We start from the raw sequence: 23844 nt of genomic DNA on the forward strand, positions 1-23844 counted from the left end.
TTCGGGTACCAACGAGATGTCCGGGCGCGGTTAGCGCGCAAGGGTTAATGCAATGCCTTGCCCACCTCCCACACACAGGGTGACGAGCCCTTTTTTCGCGTCGCGGCGTTGCATCTCATGCAGCAGCGTGACGAGGATCCGACAGCCAGAGGCGCCGATGGGGTGGCCAATCGCAATCGCACCACCGTTAACGTTCACCTTACGTTCATCCCAGCCGAGCAGTTTGCCAACGGCCAGCGCCTGCGCGGCAAAGGCTTCATTCGCTTCAATGACGTCCACCTCATCCAACGCCCAGCCTGCCCGGGCCAGAGCCGTCTGGCAGGCGCTGACCGGCCCGATGCCCATCACCGATGGATCAACGCCGGTCACGGCATAACTCACGACCCGTCCCAGGATCGGTAATCCGCTTTCCCGCGCTTTTTCACCGCTCATCAACAGCACCGCAGCGGCACCATCGTTCAGGGTTGAGGCATTACCCGCCGTCACCATTCCATCTTCACGACGAAAGGCAGGGCGCAGCTGAGCGAGTTGCTCAGCGGTGGTTCCCGGCCGGGGTTGTTCATCACTGCTGACCAGGCGCGGCGGCTTTTTACCCTCGCTCACCGTGACCGGAGCCATCTCCGCGTCAAACAGACCGCGCGCAATGGCCGACGCCGCTTTTTGCTGCGACCGGGCGGCAAAAGCGTCCTGCTGCTCGCGGGAGATGCCATACTGGCGGGCAACGTTTTCCGCGGTGATGCCCATGTGATAATCGTTAAATGCGTCCCACAGGCCGTCCGTTATCATGCTGTCCTGCAATCCTGTATGACCAAAACGCAACCCTGACCGCGCACCGTCCAGCAGGTAAGGGGCATTGCTCATGCTCTCCTGGCCGCCAGCGATAACCACGTCGGCATCGCCGCAGCGGATAGTCTGCGCGGCGAGCTGCACCGCTTTTAAGCCGGCACCGCATACCAGATTGACGGTTGTTGCGGGCGTACTGACGGGCAATCCGGCCGTGAGAGCGGTCTGACGGGCGGGGTTTTGTCCACACCCTGCCGTCAGCACCTGACCGAAAATCAGTTCGTCTACCTGATCTGCGCACAGCCGGCTGTTCTCAAGCAGGCGACGAACCGCTACGGCACCCAGTTCAACCGCGGAAAGGGAGGAGAGCGATCCGCGAAAACTGCCTACAGGGGTTCGCGTGGCCCCGACAATCATGACCTCATTCATGTTCACTCCTCAGTTGAAGCGCATCTCGCGCACGTCGTCCGCCACGATGATTTTCCCGGCTGTTTTACTGACGATGTCGTCAATACTGACGCCGGGGGCGTATTCCCTCAGAATGAACGCGCCGTCTTCAATCTCCAGCAACGCAAGGTCGGTTAACACCCGACGGATGCAGCCAGCGCCGGTCAACGGCAGCGTGCAGCGTGGCAGCAGTTTTGACTCGCCGTTTTTTGCGGCATGGGTCATCACCACAATGATGTTCTGCGCCCCGGCGACCAGATCCATCGCGCCTCCCATCCCTTTCACCATCTTGCCCGGGATCATCCACGAGGCGATGTTGCCTTCGACATCCACTTCGAACGCCCCGAGTACGGTCAGGTCAACATGACCGCCCCGGATCATGGCGAACGACTGGGCCGAGTCGAAAATGGCTGCACCGATCCTCGCGGTGACGGTCTGCTTACCGGCGTTAATCATGTCGGCGTCAAGGCTCTGCTCATCCGGAAAGGCTCCCATCCCCAGCAGGCCGTTTTCAGACTGGAGCATCACGTCCATTCCTGCCGGAATATAGTTCGCCACAAGGGTCGGGATCCCTATCCCCAGGTTGACGTAGTAACCGTCGCGCAGTTCTCGGGCGACGCGCATGGCCATCTGTTCACGGGTTAACATCTTCAGACTCCCTCTGCGCGCAGCGTGCGCTGTTCAATGCGTTTCTCGAACTGGCCGACAATCAGCCTGTCGACGTAGATCCCCGGGGTATGAATGGCCGACGGGGGCAGTTCGCCCGGGGCGACGATCTCTTCCACTTCCACCACCGTTATCCGGCCCGCGGTGGCCATCAGCGGGTTAAAGTTTTGCGCGGTATGGCGATAGATAACGTTGCCGTACCAGTCCGCTTTCCAGCCCTTGATCAGCGCAAAATCGCCGGTAATGGCCTCTTCGAGGACATAATGCTTGCCGGCAAACTGGCGAACTTCCTTGCCAGCAGCCACGGGGGTGCCATAGCCGGTGGCCGTGTAAAACGCCGGAATACCCGCTCCGCCAGCGCGAACCTTTTCTGCCAGGGTTCCCTGTGGGGTGAGTTCCACTTCCAGCTCGCCGCTCAACACCTGTTGCTCGAACAGCGCGTTTTCGCCCACGTACGACGCCACCACTTTTCGTACCTGGCGCGTTTCAAGGAGTATCCCGAGACCAAAACCATCGACGCCGCAGTTGTTTGAAACCACCGTCAGCCCCTGCACCTGACGGCGTCTGACTTCGGCAATCAGGTTCTCAGGAATGCCGCACAGGCCGAAGCCGCCTGCCAGCAATGTCATTCCGTCCGTCAGCCCGTCCAGCGCCTGCGCATAGCTGCCGACGCGCTTATCCAGTCCCGCCATAATCATCCCTCCCGTTATCCGTGCCGGTATCATTAGGGGCGGCGACTCATTTGTTAATTTTGAATTTGTGACCCACTCATTTGGTTTTTTTATTAATTTACTGTTAACTAAATTTTTTCAATTAGTTAACAAGGTGAAAAATGAGAATGAGTGTCAAACAGTTACGCGCGTTTTTAGCGGTAGCTCACACTCTGAATTTCGCGCATGCCAGTGAACGGCTGAATCTTTCCCAGCCGGCGCTTAGCCTGACGATCAAGGGTCTGGAGGAGGCGCTGGGGGGACCGCTGTTGCAGCGCAGCACCCGCAAGGTGGCGCTGACGCAGGAGGGGGAAACCTTTTTACCGATGGCGCGGCAGCTGCTGGCGGACTGGGATAACGCCGAAGAGGCCATGCATCAGTGCTTTACGCTGCAGCGCGGCAAAATCTCAGTCGCGGCGATGCCGTCATTTGCGGCGAATGTCCTGCCGGAGGTGCTCAAGGCATTTCGCGATCGCCACGCCGGGATCAACGTCACCGTGCACGATGTTATCAACGAGCAGGTAATTGAAATGGTGCGGGAAGGGCGGGTCGAGATGGGGATCGCGTTTGAACCGGCGCCGACTCATAACCTGCTTTTTACGCCGCTGGGTCTCGATCGATTTGTCGCCATTGTGCCGAAATCATCCGCTCTGGCAGCCAAAAAACGCCTTTCATGGGAAGCGCTACTGACGCTGGATTTCATTACCCTGCAGCGACCTTCGGCCGTTCGTCTGATGATGGAAGAAGAGCTGGCCCGCAGCGGTCGTAAACTGGATGTGGCGCTGGAGAGCCATCAGCTGGTGACGGTGGGCAGAATGGTCGCCAGCGGCCTGGGCGGCAGTGCGGTCCCGGCACTGTGCGAGGCGCAGATGACCTCGTTAGGCGCGGTCTGTATTCCACTCGATAACCCGCCGATTGAAAAATGCATCGGCGTGATCCACCCCGGGCACACGCAGCTTTCAAAAGCGGCGCATGCCCTGCTTGAGACGCTGAAAGATTTTTATCAGCCCGGTCAGGGGGCGAGAAACACCTGCGGTGAGGCGTGAACCGGATGTGGGCCAACGTATACCTGTGCGCCATACCACCGGGCCAGCGCGTCGGCCTGTAAAACCGTTTCCGGCGTGCCCTGAGAAACCAGCGTGCCGTTATGCAGCAGCAGGATCCGGTCCGCCCACAGCGCTGCCAGATTGAGGTCGTGCAGCACCACGCACACGTGAAAATCGCCCTGACGGGTCAGGGATTTCAACAACCGCAGCAGATGCTGCTGGTGGTAAAGATCCAGCGCGGAAGTGGGTTCATCGAGAAACAGCCAGCCGCGCGGACCGCCGTCATGCCAGAGCTGCGCCAGGGCGCGGGCGAGCTGGATCCGTTGTTGCTCGCCACCGGAGAGGGCCGAAAAGTGTCGGTCTGCGAGGGGCAGGCAGCCCGTTATTGCCATTACGGCTTCGACAACCGGGGCTTCAGGGTAGCGCGTCCAGGGCGCGCGGCCCATACCCACCACCGCGTCGACCGGCCAGTCGAAACCGAGCTGCGTATTCTGGCGCATCACTGCCCGGCGGCGTGAGAGCTTTTGCGGGTGCCACACCTCAAGCGGCGTACCCGCCAGGCTGCATTGCCCACCTGAAGGCGTGAGATAGCCCGTGAGCAGGCGCAGTAACGTCGATTTTCCGGCACCGTTAGGCCCAATCAACGCCACCATTTCCCCCGGAGATAACGCCAGCGACACGTCGTTGATAAGCGTCCGTTGCCCGACCTGATAAACAAGGCGTGCCGCGCAGTAGCGTTCAGCCATGTGCGCCTCCACGACGAAAAATGAGCCACAGGAACCACGGCGCGCCGAAGAGACTGGTCAGTAAACCGACCGGCATTTCTGCCGGCGCGGCCAGCGTGCGCGCCACCGTATCGGCAACCAGCAGCAGCGACGCCCCGGCCAGTACGGAGCCGGGGATCACGGCCCGGTGATCGGATCCCAGCCACATCCGTATCAGGTGCGGCACCACCAGACCGACAAAACCAATCACCCCGCTGACGGCAACCGCGGCGGCAACCAGTAAGGCGCTGCACAGCAACAGGATCCGCTGTACCGTCGCCACCGCCACGCCAAGGTAGTGCGCTTCTTCTTCACCCAGCTGCAGTAAATTGAGCGCGCAGGCAAGACGCCAGATAATCAGAACGCCTGGCACCATCAGCGAGGTGACGGCCAGCAGCGTAGACCACTGCGCCTGACCCAGGCTGCCCATGCCCCAGAGGGAGAGCTGGCGAAGCTGGGCATCATTGCTGAGCCATGACAGCACGCCGACTGCCGCACCGCACAGGGCATTGAGGGCAATGCCTACCAGTAACAGACGTGAAAGTGTGCTGTTACGCTGCTGGCTTAGGACGAAAATGACCAAAGTGGCCGCCAGCGCACCCCCAAATGCCGCGATCATGGGAGCGTAAAGCATTATCAGCGCGGGGAGCGAGAGGGGAATGACCACCCACAGCGCCACGGCCAGCGCCGCGCCGCTGCTGATCCCAAGCAGCCCCGGATCCGCCAGCGGATTACGAAAAAGCCCCTGCATAACGCAGCCTGCCAGCGCCAGCGAGCCGCCGGTGACCAGCGCCAGCAGGACCCGGGGGAGACGAATGGTCAGCCAGATCTGACGCAGGGTTTCATCACTTCCTCGCCACAGCAGACTGACCGGCAGATGCAGTGCGCCAGCCCCGGAAGCCGCCAGCGTCATGATCGTCAGGATGGCGGCCAGCATCCACAGCGACAATGCGATCCGTCGGGACATCAGGGCAGTTGCTCCGCCCGGGTGCGCAATTGCTGTATGGCCTGCGGCGTGCGCACGCTAAAGCCCAGCAGTGCCATATCGTCGATAGCCAGCACCTGCCTGTTCCGTCCCGCCGGCGTTTGCGCCAGGCCGGGAAGTGTCCACACATTCGCTTCGCCGCCCAATGCCTTTACGCCATCCTGCGAAATCACGACAAGGTCAGGCTGGCTGGCAATCACGCCTTCCTGGGACAGCGGCTGATAACGGGTAAAACCCTGCATCGCGTTTTGCAAACCCGCTGCGCGAATGGCTGCATCCGCGGCGGTCTGTTGTCCGGCAGCCATCGCGGTCATCCCGCCGTGGTTGAGGATATACAGCACCCGTTTGTCGAGTGGCGAGGTGGGCAGGGCTGCCAGCGCCTGGCGCAGCGTAGCGCGCAATGCGTCCCCCTGTGCTTCGCGATGCGTCGCTTCGGCAATGACTCGCACCTTTTCGTCAATCACGCTCAGGTCATGACTGCCGGGAACGGTGACGACACTGACCTGACTTTGCTCGACCTGTTTTAACGTCAGCGAGGGCTGCGCCTGAGCACTGGCCAGCACCAGCGTCGGGCGCATGGATAAGATCCCCTCCGCGTTAAGCTGGCGCAAATAGCCGACGTCGGGCAGGGCGTTCGCCGCCTGCGGCCACTGGCTGGTGCTGTCGCGGGCAACCAGTGACGATCCCGCGCCAAGGGCATAAACAATCTCAGTCACGTCACCCCCCAGGGCGACAATTTTCTGCGGTGTGGCCGCGAACGTCACCAGCGGCAGGGCGCAGAGCAGGGCGAGCCATTTTTTCATGCGGCCAGCCCTTTTCGGGTCAGGGCGTCGACCTGGCTGCGCCACTGACGCTGCTCTGGTTCACCTTCGCTGCGTTGACCGTACAGCTGAGCGATTTGCGTCCCGTCGGCGGCGAAGAGCTCCAGGCTGGTGACGTGCCCGTCAGCGGTGGGTTTACGCGTCACCCATGTTTCGGCGATGGACGTATCCCGCAGATGCAGGGTAAAGGTTGGGTTGAAAATGTTGAGCCAGCCTTTCATCGGGACGACGTTTTCCACCACGCCGGTAAAGATCTGCACGCAGCCGCGGTTGCCGACGAAGATCATCATTTCATTCCCCTCCAGGCGGACCGTTTCCAGCAGCTGTGCCAGAGCGGTGTTGTCTACCCTGCAGGCCAGATCGTCGCCCACCAGACGAAACGCCTGCTGACGGCTCAGATTGTGGCGCTTCAGCAGGCCGAAGAACTGATGCACGTCGGTCATGGCGCGCCACTCCTGATCAACGAGGGCGGCATCAGCCTTTTCGTTGTGGGCAGGGACATCGGCATGCTTCAGCGCCAGTGGCGGATTATCGGCAAAGATAAAGCGCGTAAGCAGGTCGCCCCAGGCAGAAATATCGGTGTTATCGGTCGTGTAAACTTTCAGCAGGGCATCGCCCTGAAGGTCGAAGAACTGAATGCTCTGACGCTCACCGCGGGCGGTGGTTTCACTGATGTGGAACGCGCTCGCCCACTGGTTGAGAAACAGACGCAGATCCAGCGCCCGCGGATTCAGTACCAGCCCGGCGTGGCCGCCAAGGTGTTGATGCGTAAACGCGCCCACCTGCTCGTGAACTGCATAGTCGTTACGACAGATGCATTTGGTCTCGCCCACGGCTTCCAGCGCGCCGATGATTTCGCGGATGTCGCCGTGCAGGCGCCAGGCGTCGTGGCCCACGCGGGCGAAGGTCAGCTCTGCTTCGCTGATGTTCATTAAGCCTGCGATGTCACGTGCGTATTGACCCGGATTTTCTTCTTTCAGCGCAAGCCAGCGTGTGTAGTGATTCATTGTCTCTTCCTTTCGAATTAGGGCCCCGGCAGGCCGGGGCGTGGGGATTACCACTGGTAACTCACAAAAATCTTACCGTTGCGTCCGTCCTGAGGAATGCCCTGAGGAGACCAGTATGCCTTGTCGAACGCGTTACCCAGCACCAGCGTCGTGGTTACCCCTTTGAGCTGCTCCTGGCCTTTATAGCTTACGTAGAAATCGTTAACCGCATAGCCAGGCTGTTCGCTGTAACTACTGCTGATATGGGTTGAGCGATCGACGAAGGTGCCGATCCAGCCGACGGAGAAACCGCTTTGCGCCACCGGGATATCCAGCTTGCTGGTGACGGTATCCGGGTTGATGCTGGAGATATACTCGCCCGTATCGGTATCTTTTCCCCGGGTGCGGTTGTAGGCGACGTCGAGGTTGAACAGGTCGGCCGTGTATTTCGCCATCACGTCCCAGCCCCAGATTTTGGCGTGGGGAACGTTCATGGACATGGTGGTCGCAGCCGCAAAATCGACGCTGGTGGAGATGTAGTCTTTGGCTTTGGTGTCGAAGTAGCTGGCCTTGAATTCCAGCGCATCGTTAGCAAGCATGACGTCGTCAAAGCGCAGTCCGAAGCCAAACTCCTGCGTTTCATTGGTTTCCGGACGCAGGTTAGGGTTCGGTACCCAGTAGTTAGTGTAAAAGCGGCCGATGGAGAAGTGTTTAGCGTCGTTATACATTTCACCCATGGTCGGCGCACGGAAGGCCTGTGCGTAAGAGCCGAACAGCATCAGCCAGTCGGTCGGGCTGACGGTCAGTCCGGCACGGGAGGACCATCTGTCCGCGTTCACATCATCGTATCCTTCGCTGCTCCCGCGGTAATTATCGTAACGGGTACCGCCGAGAAGCGTGACCGGCAGGTCGCGCAGGGTGATCTCGTCCTGCAGCCAGCCGGAGCTGAAATCGATTTTAGCCTCCGGGAAGCCGGTGGTGGTGCCCCCCGGATGTTGCTCCTGACGGTAGTATTCGCCGCCATAGGTCAGAAGATGTGAGGCAAACGTGTCGCTGAACAGACGGGTGCGGTTTTCCACTTTGCCACCTTTGGTGGTCTGCTTGCGAAACTCGCCGGTGCCGTCAAGGTTCTGGGCGTTAATACGCGCTTCAGACCAGTAGAGTTTCGCATCGGCATTCAGCCAGTCGTTGCCCTGGGGAGCCAGGTGATAGCCCAGCTGAGCGTCTCGCTGAATGGTGGAGCGATCGGTCATGGGATTGCTGCTGGCGTCTGCGGCGGGGGTTTGCGGGTTTTTTGGCTCCTGCGCCGCGTTATTGTAATAGCGCAGGGATCCGCTCAGCGTCTGGGCCGGGTCGATGGCCCAGCGGCCTTTTGCCAGCATGTTGTTGATGGATTCGTCATTCGGCGCTGTTCCACCGTCGCTCTGGCGCAGATCGCCGCGATCGCGGCTCGACCAGGCAACCAGTCCGTCCAGGGTTTCGGTACGCCCGTAAGCGCTGGCTCCCATGCCCAGACTGTGATCGCCCGTCGCGCCCGTACCAAACACGCGGAAGCCACTGTTTTTTCCCGGTTCCAGCAGGTCATTTGCATCGGCGGTGTCATACGCGATCACGCCCCCCAGCGCGCCGCTGCCGTACAGTAAGGCTGACGGGCCGCGAACCACTTCGATACGTTTAATCAGGGCCGGGTCGAGGAACGTGCTGTTCAGGTGGCCAGTATCGGTCCCCTGGCGCACGCCATCCACCAGCACCAGCACGCCGCGGCGGTCGTAACCGCGCAGGTTGACGTCCTGACCGTTGGTGCGCCCGGTGCCGTCAAGCATCAGGCCTGGGACGTAGCGTAGCAGGTCGGCGGCGGAGCTGGCGGTCTGATTTTCCGGGGCTGCGGTGTCAATCACGCTGACCATCATCGGGGCTTCGAAGGCGCTGCGGGCGTTGCCGGTGGCGATAACGGTCATGTCATCTGTGGCCGCAAACGCGACGCCCGGCAGGGCGCTGACAATGGATAGCGCAAGACAGGACGGGCGCAAAAATGCGGAATGCAGGTGTGGCATAGCAACTCTCCATAAAGAATCGAAAGCGCTGGCTGCCTGGGGATCACCTGGGTGGCTGGCGAAGGTATTGTGGTATTTATTTGGTGAGGATCAGCTTCCCGGCATGGGTCTGGCGCAACAGATAAAGCTGGCCGTCATGCTCGATGATCACGCGTCCCTCGTCCCCCAGCAGGCTTTTACTGTCGATCCGACGATCGGTGCGCGCTGGGGCAGGTGCTGTGTGTGTGTTTTCGGGCGTTGCCGCGTTGTTATCCGTACGTGACATAATGTTTATAAATAACAATCAATGTAACAATGATAATCATTATCAACAAAGTGAAAATTCACGGCAAGCGTTTTTGTAAAAAAACTGTGATGGGATCAAAACAGAAGCGGATGTGGCCGTGCGCATACGTAGACCCTCTCCCGCAGGAGAGGGTAAAAGGCAAGGACTAAAAACGTGAATCGACCGCTGCCGCCAGTTTCTCCAGCAGCAGTTCGCTGTCTTCCCAGCTCAGGCACGGGTCGGTGATGGACTGGCCGTAAACCATTGGCTGTCCGGCTACGATTTTTTGCGTGCCTTCCCGGATAAAACTTTCGGCCATAATGCCCGCGATGGCGGTTGAACCGCTGACGATCTGCTGGCAGATCTCATCACACACATCCAACTGGCGGCGATGCTGTTTCTGGCAATTGCCGTGGCTGAAATCCACCACCAGGTGTTCCGGCAGGTCGAACTCGGCCAGCGTTTCACACGCCGCAGCAATATCTTGCGCGTGGTAATTAGGCTTTTTCCCGCCACGCATGATGATATGCCCGTATGGGTTGCCGCTGGTCTGATAAATGGTCATCTGACCGCGCTTATCCGGCGACAGGAACATATGGCTGGCACGCGATGCGCGGATCGCGTCAACGGCAATTCGCGTGTTGCCATCGGTACCGTTTTTAAAACCAACCGGGCAGGAGAGGGCAGAGGCCATCTCACGGTGGATCTGGCTTTCCGTGGTGCGCGCACCGATAGCGCCCCAGCTGATGAGATCGGCGATAAACTGTCCGGTCACCATATCGAGAAACTCGGTGGCCGTCGGTACGCCCAGCTCATTGACCTGCAAAAGCAGTTTACGCGCCAGCTCAATACCATAATTAACACGGTAACTGCCGTTCAGGTCCGGGTCGGAAATCAGCCCTTTCCAGCCCACGACGGTGCGCGGTTTTTCAAAGTAGGTGCGCATGACAATTTCAAGGCGATGCTGGTACTTGTCCCGCAGTCCCTGAAGCCGTTTTGCGTAATCCATTGCGGCATCCAGATCGTGGATGGAGCAAGGGCCAATCACCACCAGAAGACGTTTGTCTTCGCCATTAAGGATTTTTTCAATGCGACGGCGGGATGCCGTGACATGTTCCGCTACACCCGCGGAAACAGGATGCCGCTGTGCCAGTTCAGCCGGTGTGACCAGGCTGTCAATGCGCGCAGTGCGGAGTTCATCGGTTTTATTCATGAAATGTCTCAGAAAAATTTTTGCTTCATCGGCAGACTACCGGGAAGTGATGGGCATCACCTTAAACCAATCCCTGCTGAATTCAAGTTCGGCGCGTCTGCGCGCCGAGGATGTGGTGATGATACCCGATTCTGAGTTATTGTACTAGCATGTTAGTACATGCGACGGTTGAGCCCCATGATATCGAGGATTTTGGTGGCGATCTCTTCTACCGAATAGTTAGTGCTGTTTAGCCACGGGATCTGGTTTTTGCGGTACAGCGCTTCCACCTCGGAAACCTCCATTCGACACTGGCGCATTGAGGCGTAGCGGCTGTTCTCACGGCGTTCTTCACGTATTGCCGCCAGCCGTTCCGGGTTGATGGTCAGGCCAAACAGCTTGTGCTGGAGCGGCTTAAGGGCGGCCGGCAGCACCAGATTGTCCATGTCGTCAGCAATAAAGGGGTAGTTGGCGGCGCGGATACCGAACTGCATCGCCAGGTAAAGGCTGGTCGGGGTTTTCCCGCAACGCGAGACGCCAAGCAGTATCACCTGCGCCTGATCGAGGTTACGCAGCGAAATACCGTCGTCGTGCGCCAGGGTGTAATCAATGGCGGCGATACGCGCATCGTATTTGGTCAGGTTGCCGGGGTTCAGCCCGTGCGTTCGGTGGGCGATAGGCGTCGGGTCGAGTTTCAGTTCGCTCTGCAGCGGGGCCACCAGCGCCTGGACGATATCCTGACAGAACCCTTCACTTTGCAAAATAATCGCGCGAATTTCAGGGATCACGATGGAGTAGAAGACCAGCGGGCGGACCCCCGTCTGCTGGAAGATGGCGTCAATCTGGTCCTTCACCGCCTTTGCACGGCTCTCATTTTCCACAAACGGCAGCGTGATGCTGTTAATCGAAACGGGGAACTGCGACATCACCGCATGTCCCAGCACTTCGGCGGTAATCGCCGTACCATCAGAAATATAAAAAACGTGGCGATCGACAGCATTATCCATTTTACCCACCCTGAATATCGTACGTAATTGTCTGAAAGCATAAATTAAAAAAGTAAATTACACAGCAAAGAACTTATCCTAATTATAAATGAAACGGTGTTTTTGATTTTCCTGAAAAGTGGATTTCATTTTTCAATTAGCGACTTTGTTTTTAGGGTTTTTGGCTGAATATATAGGAATCATCGGGTTAGCGGATGGTGGGAAAGTATCCGAAAAGTTGAAAATTTAAATTGCTTACACGATTCACCGTTTTTTTAGCGGAAATAATTATGCCAGTATAAATACGTAGTCAGGTGTTTCTTACTCCGATCAAATATCACAAAAGGATTGTTTCGATGTCCAACAATGGCTCGTCACCGCTGGTGCTTTGGTATAACCAACTCGGCATGAATGATGTAGACAGAGTTGGGGGCAAAAATGCCTCCCTGGGTGAAATGATTACAAACCTGTCGGGTATGGGTGTCTCCGTACCGAACGGGTTTGCCACAACCGCCGATGCCTTTAACCTGTTTTTAGACCAGAGCGGTGTAAACCAGCGCATTTATGACCTGCTGGATAAAACGGATATTGATGATGTGACCGAGCTTGCGAAAGCCGGTGCCCAAATCCGCCAGTGGATTATCGACACACCTTTCCAGCCGGAACTGGAAAAAGCCATTCACGAAGCCTATAACCAGCTCTCAGCAGATGATGCCCAGGCGTCGTTTGCCGTGCGTTCTTCTGCCACCGCGGAAGATATGCCCGATGCGTCATTCGCCGGACAGCAGGAAACCTTCCTTAACGTCCAGGGTTATGACGCCGTGCTGGTGGCGGTGAAACACGTCTTCGCGTCCCTGTTCAATGACCGCGCCATCTCTTACCGCGTGCACCAGGGCTATGACCATCGCGGCGTGGCGCTTTCTGCTGGCGTACAGCGCATGGTGCGCTCCGACGTGGGCTCTTCCGGCGTGATGTTCTCCATCGACACCGAATCCGGCTTCGACCAGGTGGTGTTCATCACCTCGGCGTGGGGTCTGGGTGAGATGGTAGTACAGGGCGCGGTGAACCCTGACGAATTCTACGTTCATAAGCCGACGCTGGCCGCAAACCGTCCGGCGGTTGTTCGCCGCACGATGGGCTCGAAAAAAATCCGCATGATCTATGCCCCGACGCAGGAGCATGGCAAGCAGGTTAAGATTGAAGACGTACCGCAGGAAATGCGTGACCGTTTCTCACTGACCGATGCAGAAGTACAGGAGCTGGCGAAACAGGCGGTACAGATCGAAAAACACTACGGCCGTCCGATGGATATCGAATGGGCCAAAGATGGCAACACCGGCAAGCTGTTTATCGTGCAGGCGCGTCCGGAAACTGTCCGCTCCCGCGGTCAGGTGATGGAGCGTTATACCCTGCACGCACAGGGCAAAATCGTGGCGGAAGGCCGCGCGATTGGCCATCGCATCGGTGCCGGTCCTGTCAAAGTGATCCATGACATCAGCGAGATGAACCGCATTCAGCCAGGCGATGTGCTGGTGACCGACATGACCGACCCGGACTGGGAACCGATCATGAAGAAAGCGGCGGCCATCGTCACCAACCGCGGTGGCCGTACCTGCCACGCGGCAATCATCGCCCGTGAGCTGGGGATCCCTGCCGTTGTCGGTTGCGGTGACGCGACCGAGCGCATGAAGGACGATCAGAAAGTGACCGTCTCCTGTGCGGAAGGCGATACCGGTTACGTGTATGCCGATATTCTCGACTTCAGCGTGAAGAGTTCAAGCGTCGATACCATGCCGGATCTGCCGCTGAAGATCATGATGAACGTTGGTAACCCGGATCGTGCGTTTGACTTTGCCTGCCTGCCGAACGAAGGCGTTGGCCTGGCGCGTCTGGAATTTATCATCAACCGTATGATTGGCGTTCACCCGCGCGCGCTGCTGGAGTTTGACGACCAGGACGCGAAGCTGCAGAACGAAATCCGCGAGATGATGAAAGGTTACGACTCGCCAAAAGAGTTCTACGTCGGTCGTCTGACCGAGGGGATCGCCACGCTGGGCGCGGCGTTTTATCCGAAGCGCGTGATCGTGCGTCTGTCCGACTTTAAGTCAAACGAATACGCGAATCTGGTGGGGGGTGAGCGTTACGAGCCAGAAGAAGAGAACCCAATGCTCGGCTTCCGTGGCGCCGGACGTTATGTTTCTGACAGCTTCCGTGCCTGCTTCGCGCTGGAATGTGACGCCGTGAAGCGCGTGCGCAACGACATGGGACTGACCAACGTTGAGATCATGATCCCGTTCGTGCGTACCGTGGATCAGGCGAAAGCGGTGGTGGAGGAGCTGGCACGTCAGGGTCTGAAGCGCGGCGAAAACGGGCTGAAGATTATCATGATGTGTGAAATTCCGTCCAACGCCCTGCTGGCTGAGCAGTTCCTGGAGTACTTCGACGGCTTCTCTATCGGCTCGAACGACATGACGCAGCTGACGCTCGGTCTTGACCGTGACTCCGGCGTGGTTTCTGAACTGTTTGATGAGCGTAACGAGGCGGTGAAAGCGCTGCTGTCGATGTCCATCCGCGCCGCGAAAAAACAGGGTAAATATGTCGGGATTTGCGGTCAGGGTCCGTCTGACCATGAAGACTTTGCCGCATGGCTGATGGAAGAGGGGATTGACAGCCTGTCCCTGAACCCGGACACCGTGGTGCAAACCTGGCTGAGCCTGGCCGAACTCAACAAGTAACGCCATTAGCACCAGAAAAAGGCGAGGATATATTCCTCGCCTTTTTTTATTTCATGCCTTATTTGCTCCCCATCACAAATAAAGTAAAAAACCAAATATCATAATTTGTCTGTTAATTTAGACAATTGTTAGCGCGCAAAGCGTTGCTAATACTTGAGCCTTACCGCGCATTTCCCTCGCTGATGCGCAACTGGTTGAAATACGTTTTAACCTGATAAAAAGGCAAATAACAATGACAATCTCCTCTGTATTGCGTACCAAAGATAAAATGGGTTATGGCTTAGGTGATATGGCCAGTGCTCTGGTCTGGCAAACGGCAACCTTATTTCTCGCCTATTTCTATACGGATGTTTTCGGTTTGCCTGCGGCCATCATGGGTACCATGTTTTTAGTGGTGCGCGTGGTGGATGCTTTTGTCGACCCTTGCATCGGCGCGCTGGTCGACCGCACCCAGACGCGGCACGGTCGCTTTCGTCCCTGGCTGCTGTGGTTTGCCATCCCATTTGGCGTAAGCTGCCTTATCACCTTCTATGTACCGGACGTCGGGCCGACGGCGAAAATCGTCTATGCCTGCGTTACTTACGCCATCTTAAGCCTTATTTATTCCGCGATTAACGTCCCGTACTGCGCCATGCCCGGGGCGCTGACGCTGGATCCGCGTGAGCGTCACTCGCTACAGTCGTGGCGCTTCGGCCTGTCGTTCATCGGCGGGTTGATTGTGACGGTGATCGCCTTACCGCTGGTCTCGCTGTTAGGCCAGGGCAACGTTCAGAAAGGCTATTTCTATGCCATGAGCATGATGGGCCTGCTGGGTATTATTCTCTTCTTCTGCTGTTTCCTGATGACCCGCGAGCGTTATTCCCCGCGCAATGACACCTCGGGTTCGATGATCGGTGATTTAAAACTGCTGGCCGGAAATAGCCAGTGGCGAATTGTTTTCCTGTTTAATATTTTGCTGTTAACCGCAGTGGTGACGCGTGGTTCTGCCACCATGTATTACGTGAAATATGTGCTTCTGCGCCCGGAGCTGGTATTTGCCTTTATTGTTTCCGGGATGGTGGCGTCCTTAACGGGAGCATTATTATCTGAACGTCTGTTGGGGAAATTTGACCGCGTCCGCGCCTATCAGTGGACCATTATTTCCTTCGTGATTTTCGGCGCGCTGATTTTCTTCCTGCCGCCTTCGCAGATCTGGCTGATTTTTGGCCTCAACATTATCTTTAGCTTTATTCAGAACCTGACCACGCCGCTGCAGTGGACCATGTTCTCTGATGTGGTCGATTATGAGGAGCATCGCAGCGGCCGTCGTCTGGATGGTCTGGTCTTTTCTACCGCGCTGTTTGCCATCAAATTTGGTCTGGCGCTGGGCGGGGCGGTGGTCGGTTGGGTTCTCGGGATGGTGGATTATGCGCCCGGTCAGGCAACCCAGGCACCGCACGTGCTCTCTACCATTAATGCGCTCTTCACCCTCATCCCCTGCGTGCTGTTCCTCTGTATGGTCGCGCTGCTGACCATTTACAAACTCAACAGCAAGCTCGTCAATTCCATCGCCCGCGAGCTGGCCAGCAAACGCGAGGTGCGAGACGAGACAGGACAACTCACCCCGGCCACCCATTCCGCAATACAGGAGTAACACATGACAGCGATTTATAAGGACGCGGGACGTCCCGTACATGAACGCGTCGCCGACCTACTGGCACGCATGACCCCGGAAGAGAAGTTCGCCCAGATGCATGCCTACTGGTTGATCCTCGATGAAAACGGTAACCACCGCGAACGCAGCGATCTGAGCGATGAATTCGCGGGCGTGAGCGAACAGGCTGCGCTTAGCGAACGGCTGAAACTGGGTGTGGGACAGATTACGCGTCCACTGGGCACCCATATCGTTGATGCGAAAACAGGCGTGCGTGCCGCTAACCGCCTGCAGCGCATGATGATGGAAGAGACGCGCCTCGGTATTCCGGCGCTGTTCCATGAAGAGTGCCTGGTGGGGCTGTTGTGCAAAGATGCCACGCTGTTCCCGTCGTCGCTGAACTACGGTTCGACCTGGGATCCGCAGCTGGTGCAGCGTGCGGCAGAACAGATTGGCAAAGAAGCACGCTCTGTTGGCTGCCAGCAGGGGCTGGCCCCGGTGCTGGATGTCTCTCGCGACGTTCGCTGGGGACGCACCGAAGAGACCTTCGGAGAAGACCCGTGGCTGGTGGGGGTGATGGCTACGGCATACGTGAAGGGTTTGCAGGGCGATAAGCGCGATCTTCTGGCAACGCTCAAACATTATGTGGGCCACTCCTTCAGCGAAGGGGCACGCAACCACGCGCCGGTGCATCTGGGCTTTAGCGAACTGAACGACACCTTCCTGCTGCCGTTTGAGATGGCAGTGAAGCTGGCCAATGCCGGTTCGGTGATGCCTGCCTATCACGATATCGATAACCAGCCCGGACACAGCGACCACTTCCTGATGACAACCGTGCTGCGTGAACAGTGGGGGTTCGATGGGATCATCGTTGCGGACTACGGCGGCGTGAGCCTGCTGCACCAGCATCATGGCATCTCGCACGATGCCGCCGAATCTGCAGCGCTGGCCTTCAATGCCGGGCTGGATGTCGAACTACCAAAAGATGACTGCGCGCGTCATCTGGCACAAGCCGTTGAGCGCGGACTGATTTCCATGGCGAAAGTCGATGAAATAGTGGCACGCGTCCTGACCGAAAAATTCCGTCTTGGCTTGTTTGAAAAACCGTATGCCGATGAAGAGGGCATCGATTTGCAAAATGAGGCAACGCGTCAGGTTGCAAGGGAAGTGGCGACCCGTTCGCTGACGCTGCTTGAGAATAACGGCATTTTGCCCCTCGGCGGCAACCCTCGCGTGGCGGTCGTCGGGCCAACGGCAGACGATCCGCTGGCGCTCCTCAGCGGTTACAGTTTTCCGGTGCACCTAATTATTAGCGACATGGTGGAAGAGACCTCGCAGGTCACGACACCGCGCGCGGCGCTTGAGCAGTATCTGGGGGCCTCGCAGGTACGTTATGCCAAAGGCTGTCACATTATCGAAAAACGGATGGCGGGTGCGCCGGTGTTTCCGGGTGACAGCGGCGGTAAACCCATGCAGCAATCTCCGGTCTCGCAGCGTACCGACCTGATCCCTGAAGCCGTAAAAGCCGCACAGGAGAGTGACGTGGTGGTGGCCTGCGTTGGCGATCTCGCCGGGCTGTTCCAGAGCGGAACCGTCGGGGAGGGCTCTGATACCGACTCTCTGAATCTGCCGGGCGTACAGCAACAATTGCTGGCTGCGCTGGTGGCAACCGGCAAGCCGGTTATCGTGGTCATGACCGGCGGGAGGCCTTACAACCTTCAGGGGCTGGAAGATAACGTCGCCGCGCTGATGATGGCCTGGGCACCAGGGCAGGAGGGCGGCTGGGCGATTGCGGATGTATTAACGGGCCGTGCTGAACCGCAGGGACGTCTGGTGGTCAGCGTGCCGAAAAGCGCGGGAGCAATGCCCTATTACTACAACCACAAGCTCAAAAGTGGCGGCACACCGTTCGCTTTCCATTTTGGCTCCCGCTATACCTTTGGCTTCGGTCTCGGCTGGACGCAGTTTAGCTGGGGAGCGGCGCGCGTGGCTGAACCCCGCGTTCCGATCGATGGCGAGGTGGTCGTAAGCCTGGATATCACCAATAGCGGTGAGCGCAGCGGCAGCGAGGTGGTACAGGTCTATGTCCGGGATAACGTCGCCACGCAGGTGCGGCCCCTGCAGGAGTTGAAGGCGTTCCAGCGCGTCACGCTCTCACCGGGTGAAACCGCCACGCTCACCTTTACGTTGCCCGTTGAGATGTTCAACTTTACCCGTCGTGACGGCAAACGGATCGTCGAGCCGGGTGAATTTGAGCTGCAGATTGGTGCATCGTCGGCGGATATTCGCGAGGTGGTGACGGTCAATGTGACCGGGGAAACCCGTGTATTGTCAACGGAATGGCGGATGCTCAGCACCTGTGACGTCAGCCGCGCGTAATCAGGATAAAAAAAAGCCCATCGTGGGAGATGGGCAAAGACTACACACAGCAATTCGTTGTTTCACTCAGGGGATTTCCATGCTTATAAATCAAGGTGTTGATTTATAACCGTGTCCTAATAGTAGGCATGTCAGCTTTTAGCGTCGATCAGATTCGTCTCAATAGTTAAAGAGACGTAAAGATTTCTTGAGGTTAATAGGGGACTTAGAGCCGTAATAGCGGGTCTGACCAGTGCGCAACGAATAAATACTTTAGCAACGTTTAAGTATTAAAGGGGAATATGTAGGCCGGGTACGCGACTGCGTTACCCGGCCTGTCCATTACTGCTTGTTCTTATCTTCCAGCTCTTCCAGTTCGCTCAAAATCACGTCCGGGTCCGTTCCCGGAGGCGGGATTTCGTGCACCCAGGCGGAGAACAGACGCCAGGTCACGGCCAGAAGCACCGGACCAATAAACAGACCAATCATCCCAAAAGCAATCAATCCACCAATTACGCCTGAGAGAATAAGGATCAGCGGCAGGTCTGCGCCCATGCGAATAAGGATGGGACGAATAACGTTATCCATGGTGCCGACCACGCAGCTCCAGACCAGCAGAACGGTGCCCCACGTGGTATCACCGGTCCAGTACAGCCAGATAATGCTGGGTACCAGCACCAGCAACGGACCCAGTTGCGCAAGGCAGGTCATCAGCATGACCACGGTGAAGACGGTGGCGTATGGCACGCCAGAAATCGCAAGACCAATACCGCCCAGCACCGCCTGAACCAGCGCCGTTACCACGACGCCAAGCGCAACCGCGCGCACGGCCTGCGCCGCCAGCAGAACCGCGGCATCACCCCGTTTGCCCGCCAGGCGAGTGGCAAAATGACGAACGCCCAAAGCCACCTGCTCACCGCGCCAGTACAGCAGGGCGCTAAAGACCAGCATCAGCGTACAGTGCATCATAAAGCGGCCAATGTGCGCCGCCTGACCCACAAACCAGGTGGTGGTGGTGCCAATATACGGGCGCACTTTCGCCATCAGCGCGCTGCCACCCATCTCCAGCAGGCCATGCCAGCCGCTGTAAAGTTTTGCGCCAACAACCGGAATGCTGTTAAGCCAGGCGAGATCCGGCGGCGTCAGATCGCCACTGGTCACGGCGCGAATCACCGGGCCGCTGGAGTCGACAAGGCTGTTGACCAGCAGCGCAACGGGAATAATGAACAGCAGGAACAACAGCAACGTCATCACCAGGACCGCCAGCCCACGACGTCCGAAGAGCAGTTTCTGCAACCGTAACAGTAAAGGCCAGGTGGCAACCACAACGGTTGCAGCCCAGGCGAAGCCGAGAATGAAGGGTTGAACGATCCACAAACACGCAATAATCATGAGGGCCAGGAACAGCACCGACAGCAAAATTTGCGCAACATCCCTGGGCTGGCGAAGATTGACCATAAATGAAACTTTCCTTAATTGAACACCAGCGTGGCTGGCGGGAACGGAAAACCGCGATTCTCTAATCATTAATGATTTCAGCGATTTTTGACAGGCGAATTCTGCCTGTAATTCTGCAGAGCGTATAAGAAAAAAATGTGATAAAACTTTTACGATACACGCAAACGATTTCACACCTCTAATTAGGGTCGACAGTAATGATCCCACAGATTTCTCAGGCACCTGGCGTCGTTCAGCTGGTGCTTAATTTTTTGCAGGCACTGGAGCAACAGGGTTTTACAGGGGATACCGCCACACATTATGCCGACAGGCTGACAATGGCGACCGACAACAGTATCTACCAGCTTCTTCCCGATGCAGTCGTGTTTCCCCGTTCAACGGCCGATGTGGCGCTTATTGCGCGACTGGCAACGCAGGAGCGATTTACCTCGCTGGTGTTCACGCCACGCGGCGGCGGCACCGGCACCAATGGTCAGGCGCTGAACCAGGGCATCATCATTGATATGTCGCGCTATATGAACCGCATCATTGAGATCAATCCCGAAGAAGGATGGGTGCGTGTCGAAGCGGGCGTCATCAAAGATCAGCTTAACCAGTACCTCAAGCCTTATGGTTACTTCTTTGCCCCCGAGCTCTCTACCAGCAACCGTGCGACAATCGGTGGGATGATTAACACCGATGCCTCCGGGCAGGGGTCGCTGGTCTACGGTAAAACCTCCGATCACGTTCTTGGCGTGCGTGCGGTGCTGCTGGGCGGCGATATCCTGGATACCCAGCCGATGCCGGTAGAACTGGCGGAAACGCTGGGTAAAGACAACACGGCCAACGGGCGGATTTACCGCACCGTGCTTGAGCGCTGTCGCGATAACCGCCAGCTGATCCTCGACAAATTCCCTAAACTGAACCGCTTCTTAACCGGCTACGATCTGCGTCATGTCTTTAACGATGACCTGACGCAGTTTGATTTAACCCGCGTGCTGACCGGCTCCGAAGGGACGCTGGCATTTATTACCGAGGCGCGGCTGGACATTACGCCGCTGCCGAAAGTGCGTCGGCTGGTGAACGTCAAATACAACTCCTTCGATTCTGCCCTGCGAAATGCACCCTTTATGGTTGACGCGCGGGCGCTGTCGGTGGAAACCGTCGACTCTAAAGTGCTTAATCTGGCTCGGGAAGACATCGTCTGGCACTCGGTGAGTGAGCTTATCACCGATGTACCTGATAAAGAGATGTTGGGTCTCAACATCGTTGAATTTGCCGGCGATGACGAAGCGCTGATTGAAAGCCAGGTCACCACGCTCTGTCAGCGGCTGGACGAACTGATTGCAGCAGGCGAAGGTGGGGTGATTGGCTGGCAGCTTTGCAGCGAACTCTCCGGCATTGAGCGTATTTACGCGATGCGTAAAAAAGCGGTGGGGCTGCTGGGCAACGCGAAGGGGGCTGCCAAACCGATTCCCTTTGCTGAAGACACCTGCGTCCCGCCTGAGCATCTGGCGGATTACATCGTTGAATTCCGCGCCCTGCTGGACAGCCACGGTCTGAGCTATGGCATGTTCGGCCACGTGGATGCCGGGGTGCTGCACGTGCGTCCGGCGCTGGACATGTGCGATCCGCAGCAGGAGATCCTGATGAAACAGATCTCCGACGATGTGGTGGCGTTGACCGCGAAATATGGCGGCCTGCTCTGGGGAGAACACGGGAAAGGGTTCCGCGCGGAGTACAGCCCGGCGTTCTTCGGTGAAACGCTCTACGCTGAACTGCGTAAGGTCAAAGCGGCATTCGATCCGGATAACCGTCTCAACCCGGGTAAAATTTGCCCGCCAGAGGGCGTCGATGCCCCAATGCTGCAGGTGGATGCCGTCAAGCGCGGCACCTATGACAGACAAATCCCGATTGCGGTGCGCGCCTCCTGGCGTGGTGCAATGGAGTGTAACGGTAACGGTCTTTGTTTCAACTTCGACGTGAAAAGCCCAATGTGTCCGTCGATGAAAATTACCAGTAACCGCATTCACTCGCCCAAAGGCCGCGCGACGCTGGTCCGCGAATGGCTGCGTCTGCTGGCCGACCGCGGGGTTGATCCGCTGAAGCTGGAACAGGAATTACCGGAAAAACGCGCCAGTCTGCGCTCGCTGATTGAACGTACCCGCAACAGCTGGCATGCGAACAAAGGCGAGTATGATTTCTCCCACGAGGTGAAGGAGGCCATGTCCGGCTGCCTGGCCTGTAAAGCCTGCTCAACCCAGTGTCCGATCAAGATTGATGTGCCGGAGTTTCGCTCACGGTTCCTGCAGCTTTACCATACCCGCTATCTGCGTCCAATGCGTGACCATCTGGTGGCGACGGTGGAGAGCTATGCCCCGCTGATGGCGCGTGCGCCGAAGACCTTTAACTTCTTCATCAATCAGCCGCTGGTGCGAAAGCTTTCCGAAAAACATATCGGGATGGTGGACCTGCCGCTGCTGTCAGTCCCTTCGCTACAGCGTCAGCTCGTGGGGCACCGCTCGGCGAACATGACGCTGGAGCAGCTTGAGGCGCTGACCCCTGAGCAGAAAGCCAATGTGGTGCTGGTGGTGCAGGATCCGTTTACCAGCTACTACGATGCCCAGGTGGTGGCCGATTTTATCCGTTTGGTAGAAAAACTGGGCTATCAGCCGGTGGTACTGCCGTTCTCACCAAACGGCAAAGCGCAGCACATTAAAGGTTTCCTTACCCGTTTTGCGAAAACGGCGCGGAAAACCGCTGACTTCCTCAACCGGGTGGCGCAGCTAGGGATGCCGATGGTCGGTGTCGATCCGGCGCTGGTGCTCTGCTACCGCGATGAGTATAAGCAGACGCTGGGGGAGCAACGTGGTGATTTCCACGTCATGCTGGTGCACGAGTGGCTGCCGGCGGCGCTGCAACAGGCGACCGTGAAGGATGTGAGCGGTGAATCGTGGTATCTGTTCGGCCACTGCACGGAAGTGACGGCACTGCCGGGCGCCCCGGCGCAGTGGGCTTCTATCTTTGCCCGCTTCGGGGCGAAGCTTGAGAGCGTCAACGTGGGCTGCTGCGGCATGGCAGGTACCTACGGGCACGAAGTGAAAAACCACGAGAACTCGCTCGGTATCTATGAGTTGTCGTGGCATCAGGCGATGCAGCGTTTGCCGAGGAACCGCTGTCTGGCCACGGGCTACTCCTGCCGAAGCCAGGTGAAACGGGTTGAAGGGAACGGGGTGCGTCACCCATTACAGGCCTTACTGGAGATAATTGGATGATCTGGAAACGAGCCGTGACACTGCAGGCGCTGAATGCCATGGGCGAGGGGAATATGGTAGGGCTGCTGGACATTCAGTTCACGCGTATTGGCGAGGATGAACTGGAGGCCACGATGCCTGTCGATCATCGCACGCATCAGCCGTTTGGTTTATTGCACGGCGGCGCATCCGTCGTGCTGGCCGAAACCCTGGGGTCCGTGGCGGGTTATCTTTGCACCGAAGGGGAGCAAAAGGTCGTCGGGCTTGAGGTGAACGCGAACCATATTCGCTCGGTGCGAAGTGGACGGGTGCGCGGCGTTTGTCGCGCGCTACACGCCGGTAGCCGCCATCAGGTGTGGCAGATTGACATTCTTGACGAGCAGGATCGGCTCTGCTGCTCGTCGCGACTGACGACGGCGGTCGTGTAAAGTTTTCAGATGTTTTGCCTTTGGTCAAAAACTAGCCAGCCTCTTGTGATATACTGGTCAGGTTTTGTACATAAGCGAGGACATCATGGATACTGAAATAACCCCAACACAGCTGGCAATTGAATATTTACGTCGTGATAAAAGCAACCTGTCTCCGGCGCAGTACCTGAAAAAGCTGAAACAGCTTGAACTGGAGTTCACAGATTTGCTGGCGCTCTCTTCAAATGAGCTTAAAGAAGAGATCTACTTTGCCTGGCGGTTGGGCGTTCACGTCCATTGATCGTGACAGTAAAA

19 protein-coding genes and 1 other RNA gene are annotated in these 23844 nt (G+C 57.6%); 7 read left to right on the forward strand and 13 right to left on the reverse strand.

Going from position 1 to position 23844, the window contains the following annotated elements:
- Positions 1 to 30 precede the first annotated feature (30 nt).
- From BJP35_RS14060 to BJP35_RS14070, 3 genes are read right to left on the reverse strand one after another with little or no spacing between them, the layout of a single operon-like run.
- Positions 31 to 1212, reverse strand: a complete 1182-nt coding sequence (locus BJP35_RS14060) for an acetyl-CoA C-acetyltransferase (protein ID WP_047744505.1) — start codon at positions 1210 to 1212, stop codon at positions 31 to 33.
- Positions 1213 to 1221: 9 nt separating this feature from the next.
- Complete coding sequence (locus tag BJP35_RS14065; RefSeq protein ID WP_014169704.1) at positions 1222 to 1878, reverse strand: CoA transferase subunit B; 657 nt, start codon at positions 1876 to 1878, stop codon at positions 1222 to 1224.
- Positions 1879 to 1880: 2 nt separating this feature from the next.
- Positions 1881 to 2588, reverse strand: a complete 708-nt coding sequence (locus tag BJP35_RS14070; RefSeq protein ID WP_032677981.1) for a CoA transferase subunit A — start codon at positions 2586 to 2588, stop codon at positions 1881 to 1883.
- A gap of 140 nt (positions 2589 to 2728) precedes the next feature.
- Between BJP35_RS14070 and BJP35_RS14075 the strand changes: the two genes are divergently transcribed.
- Positions 2729 to 3652 carry a LysR family transcriptional regulator gene (locus BJP35_RS14075; RefSeq protein WP_020884395.1) on the forward strand — a complete coding sequence of 308 codons (924 nt, stop codon included), beginning with the start codon at positions 2729 to 2731 and terminating at the stop codon, positions 3650 to 3652.
- Here BJP35_RS14075 and BJP35_RS14080 read toward each other — a convergent pair.
- The 8 genes from BJP35_RS14080 to ppsR form a co-directional block, all read right to left on the reverse strand.
- Positions 3619 to 4398, reverse strand: coding sequence for a heme ABC transporter ATP-binding protein (locus BJP35_RS14080; RefSeq protein ID WP_047744507.1), 780 nt, complete (start codon positions 4396 to 4398; stop codon positions 3619 to 3621). The genes BJP35_RS14075 and BJP35_RS14080 overlap by 34 nt on opposite strands.
- On the reverse strand, positions 4391 to 5383 hold the full coding sequence (locus BJP35_RS14085) for an iron ABC transporter permease (RefSeq protein WP_047744509.1): 993 nt from the start codon (positions 5381 to 5383) through the stop codon (positions 4391 to 4393). Before BJP35_RS14085 ends, BJP35_RS14080 begins: the two co-directional genes overlap by 8 nt.
- Positions 5383 to 6204, reverse strand: a complete 822-nt coding sequence (locus BJP35_RS14090) for a hemin ABC transporter substrate-binding protein (RefSeq protein WP_047744511.1) — start codon at positions 6202 to 6204, stop codon at positions 5383 to 5385. The genes BJP35_RS14085 and BJP35_RS14090 overlap by 1 nt, the downstream gene beginning before the upstream one ends.
- A complete protein-coding gene (locus BJP35_RS14095) occupies positions 6201 to 7229 on the reverse strand; it encodes a hemin-degrading factor (protein ID WP_044867859.1) in 1029 nt (342 codons plus the stop codon). Before BJP35_RS14095 ends, BJP35_RS14090 begins: the two co-directional genes overlap by 4 nt.
- 47 nt (positions 7230 to 7276) lie before the next feature.
- Positions 7277 to 9262: a TonB-dependent hemoglobin/transferrin/lactoferrin family receptor gene (locus BJP35_RS14100; RefSeq protein WP_047744514.1), complete on the reverse strand. Its 1986-nt coding sequence runs from the start codon at positions 9260 to 9262 to the stop codon at positions 7277 to 7279.
- 76 nt (positions 9263 to 9338) lie between these two features.
- Positions 9339 to 9527, reverse strand: coding sequence for a hemin uptake protein HemP (gene hemP, locus BJP35_RS14105; RefSeq protein ID WP_020884389.1), 189 nt, complete (start codon positions 9525 to 9527; stop codon positions 9339 to 9341).
- 166 nt (positions 9528 to 9693) lie between these two features.
- Entirely contained in the window at positions 9694 to 10740 is a 1047-nt protein-coding gene (aroH, locus tag BJP35_RS14110; protein WP_025204385.1) for a 3-deoxy-7-phosphoheptulonate synthase AroH, read from the reverse strand.
- A gap of 152 nt (positions 10741 to 10892) precedes the next feature.
- Entirely contained in the window at positions 10893 to 11726 is an 834-nt protein-coding gene (gene ppsR, locus BJP35_RS14115; RefSeq protein ID WP_020884387.1) for a posphoenolpyruvate synthetase regulatory kinase/phosphorylase PpsR, read from the reverse strand.
- A gap of 335 nt (positions 11727 to 12061) precedes the next feature.
- Between ppsR and ppsA the strand changes: the two genes are divergently transcribed.
- The 3 genes from ppsA to BJP35_RS14130 all read left to right on the forward strand — a co-directional run bounded on the left by ppsA (position 12062) and on the right by BJP35_RS14130 (position 18452).
- Positions 12062 to 14440, forward strand: coding sequence for a phosphoenolpyruvate synthase (ppsA, locus tag BJP35_RS14120; protein WP_020884386.1), 2379 nt, complete (start codon positions 12062 to 12064; stop codon positions 14438 to 14440).
- Between the two features lie 232 nt (positions 14441 to 14672).
- On the forward strand, positions 14673 to 16073 hold the full coding sequence (locus tag BJP35_RS14125; RefSeq protein ID WP_086463338.1) for an MFS transporter: 1401 nt from the start codon (positions 14673 to 14675) through the stop codon (positions 16071 to 16073).
- Positions 16074 to 16076: 3 nt separating this feature from the next.
- Complete coding sequence (locus BJP35_RS14130) at positions 16077 to 18452, forward strand: glycoside hydrolase family 3 N-terminal domain-containing protein (RefSeq protein ID WP_086463339.1); 2376 nt, start codon at positions 16077 to 16079, stop codon at positions 18450 to 18452.
- Positions 18453 to 18457: 5 nt separating this feature from the next.
- Here the strand turns inward: BJP35_RS14130 and rprA are convergent.
- Positions 18458 to 18565, reverse strand: an RNA gene (gene rprA, locus BJP35_RS14135) — antisense sRNA RprA.
- A 208-nt stretch (positions 18566 to 18773) separates the two neighbouring features.
- Positions 18774 to 19889, reverse strand: coding sequence for an AI-2E family transporter YdiK (gene ydiK, locus BJP35_RS14140; protein WP_020884383.1), 1116 nt, complete (start codon positions 19887 to 19889; stop codon positions 18774 to 18776).
- A gap of 197 nt (positions 19890 to 20086) precedes the next feature.
- On the opposite strand from ydiK, the gene BJP35_RS14145 reads away from it, so the two are divergent.
- The 3 genes from BJP35_RS14145 to BJP35_RS14155 all read left to right on the forward strand — a co-directional run bounded on the left by BJP35_RS14145 (position 20087) and on the right by BJP35_RS14155 (position 23830).
- A complete protein-coding gene (locus BJP35_RS14145; protein WP_086463340.1) occupies positions 20087 to 23143 on the forward strand; it encodes an FAD-binding and (Fe-S)-binding domain-containing protein in 3057 nt (1018 codons plus the stop codon).
- The gene (gene menI / locus BJP35_RS14150) at positions 23140 to 23550 is read left to right on the forward strand and encodes a 1,4-dihydroxy-2-naphthoyl-CoA hydrolase (protein WP_020884381.1); all 411 of its coding nucleotides are present in this window, start codon (positions 23140 to 23142) and stop codon (positions 23548 to 23550) included. Before BJP35_RS14145 ends, menI begins: the two co-directional genes overlap by 4 nt.
- A gap of 85 nt (positions 23551 to 23635) precedes the next feature.
- A complete protein-coding gene (locus tag BJP35_RS14155) occupies positions 23636 to 23830 on the forward strand; it encodes a YdiH family protein (protein WP_003857766.1) in 195 nt (64 codons plus the stop codon).
- The last annotated feature ends 14 nt before the right edge of the window (positions 23831 to 23844 follow it).

Origin of the sequence: Enterobacter sp. J49, from assembly GCF_002148625.1 — a bacterium.
Taxonomy (GTDB): Bacteria; Pseudomonadota; Gammaproteobacteria; order Enterobacterales; family Enterobacteriaceae; genus Enterobacter; species Enterobacter ludwigii.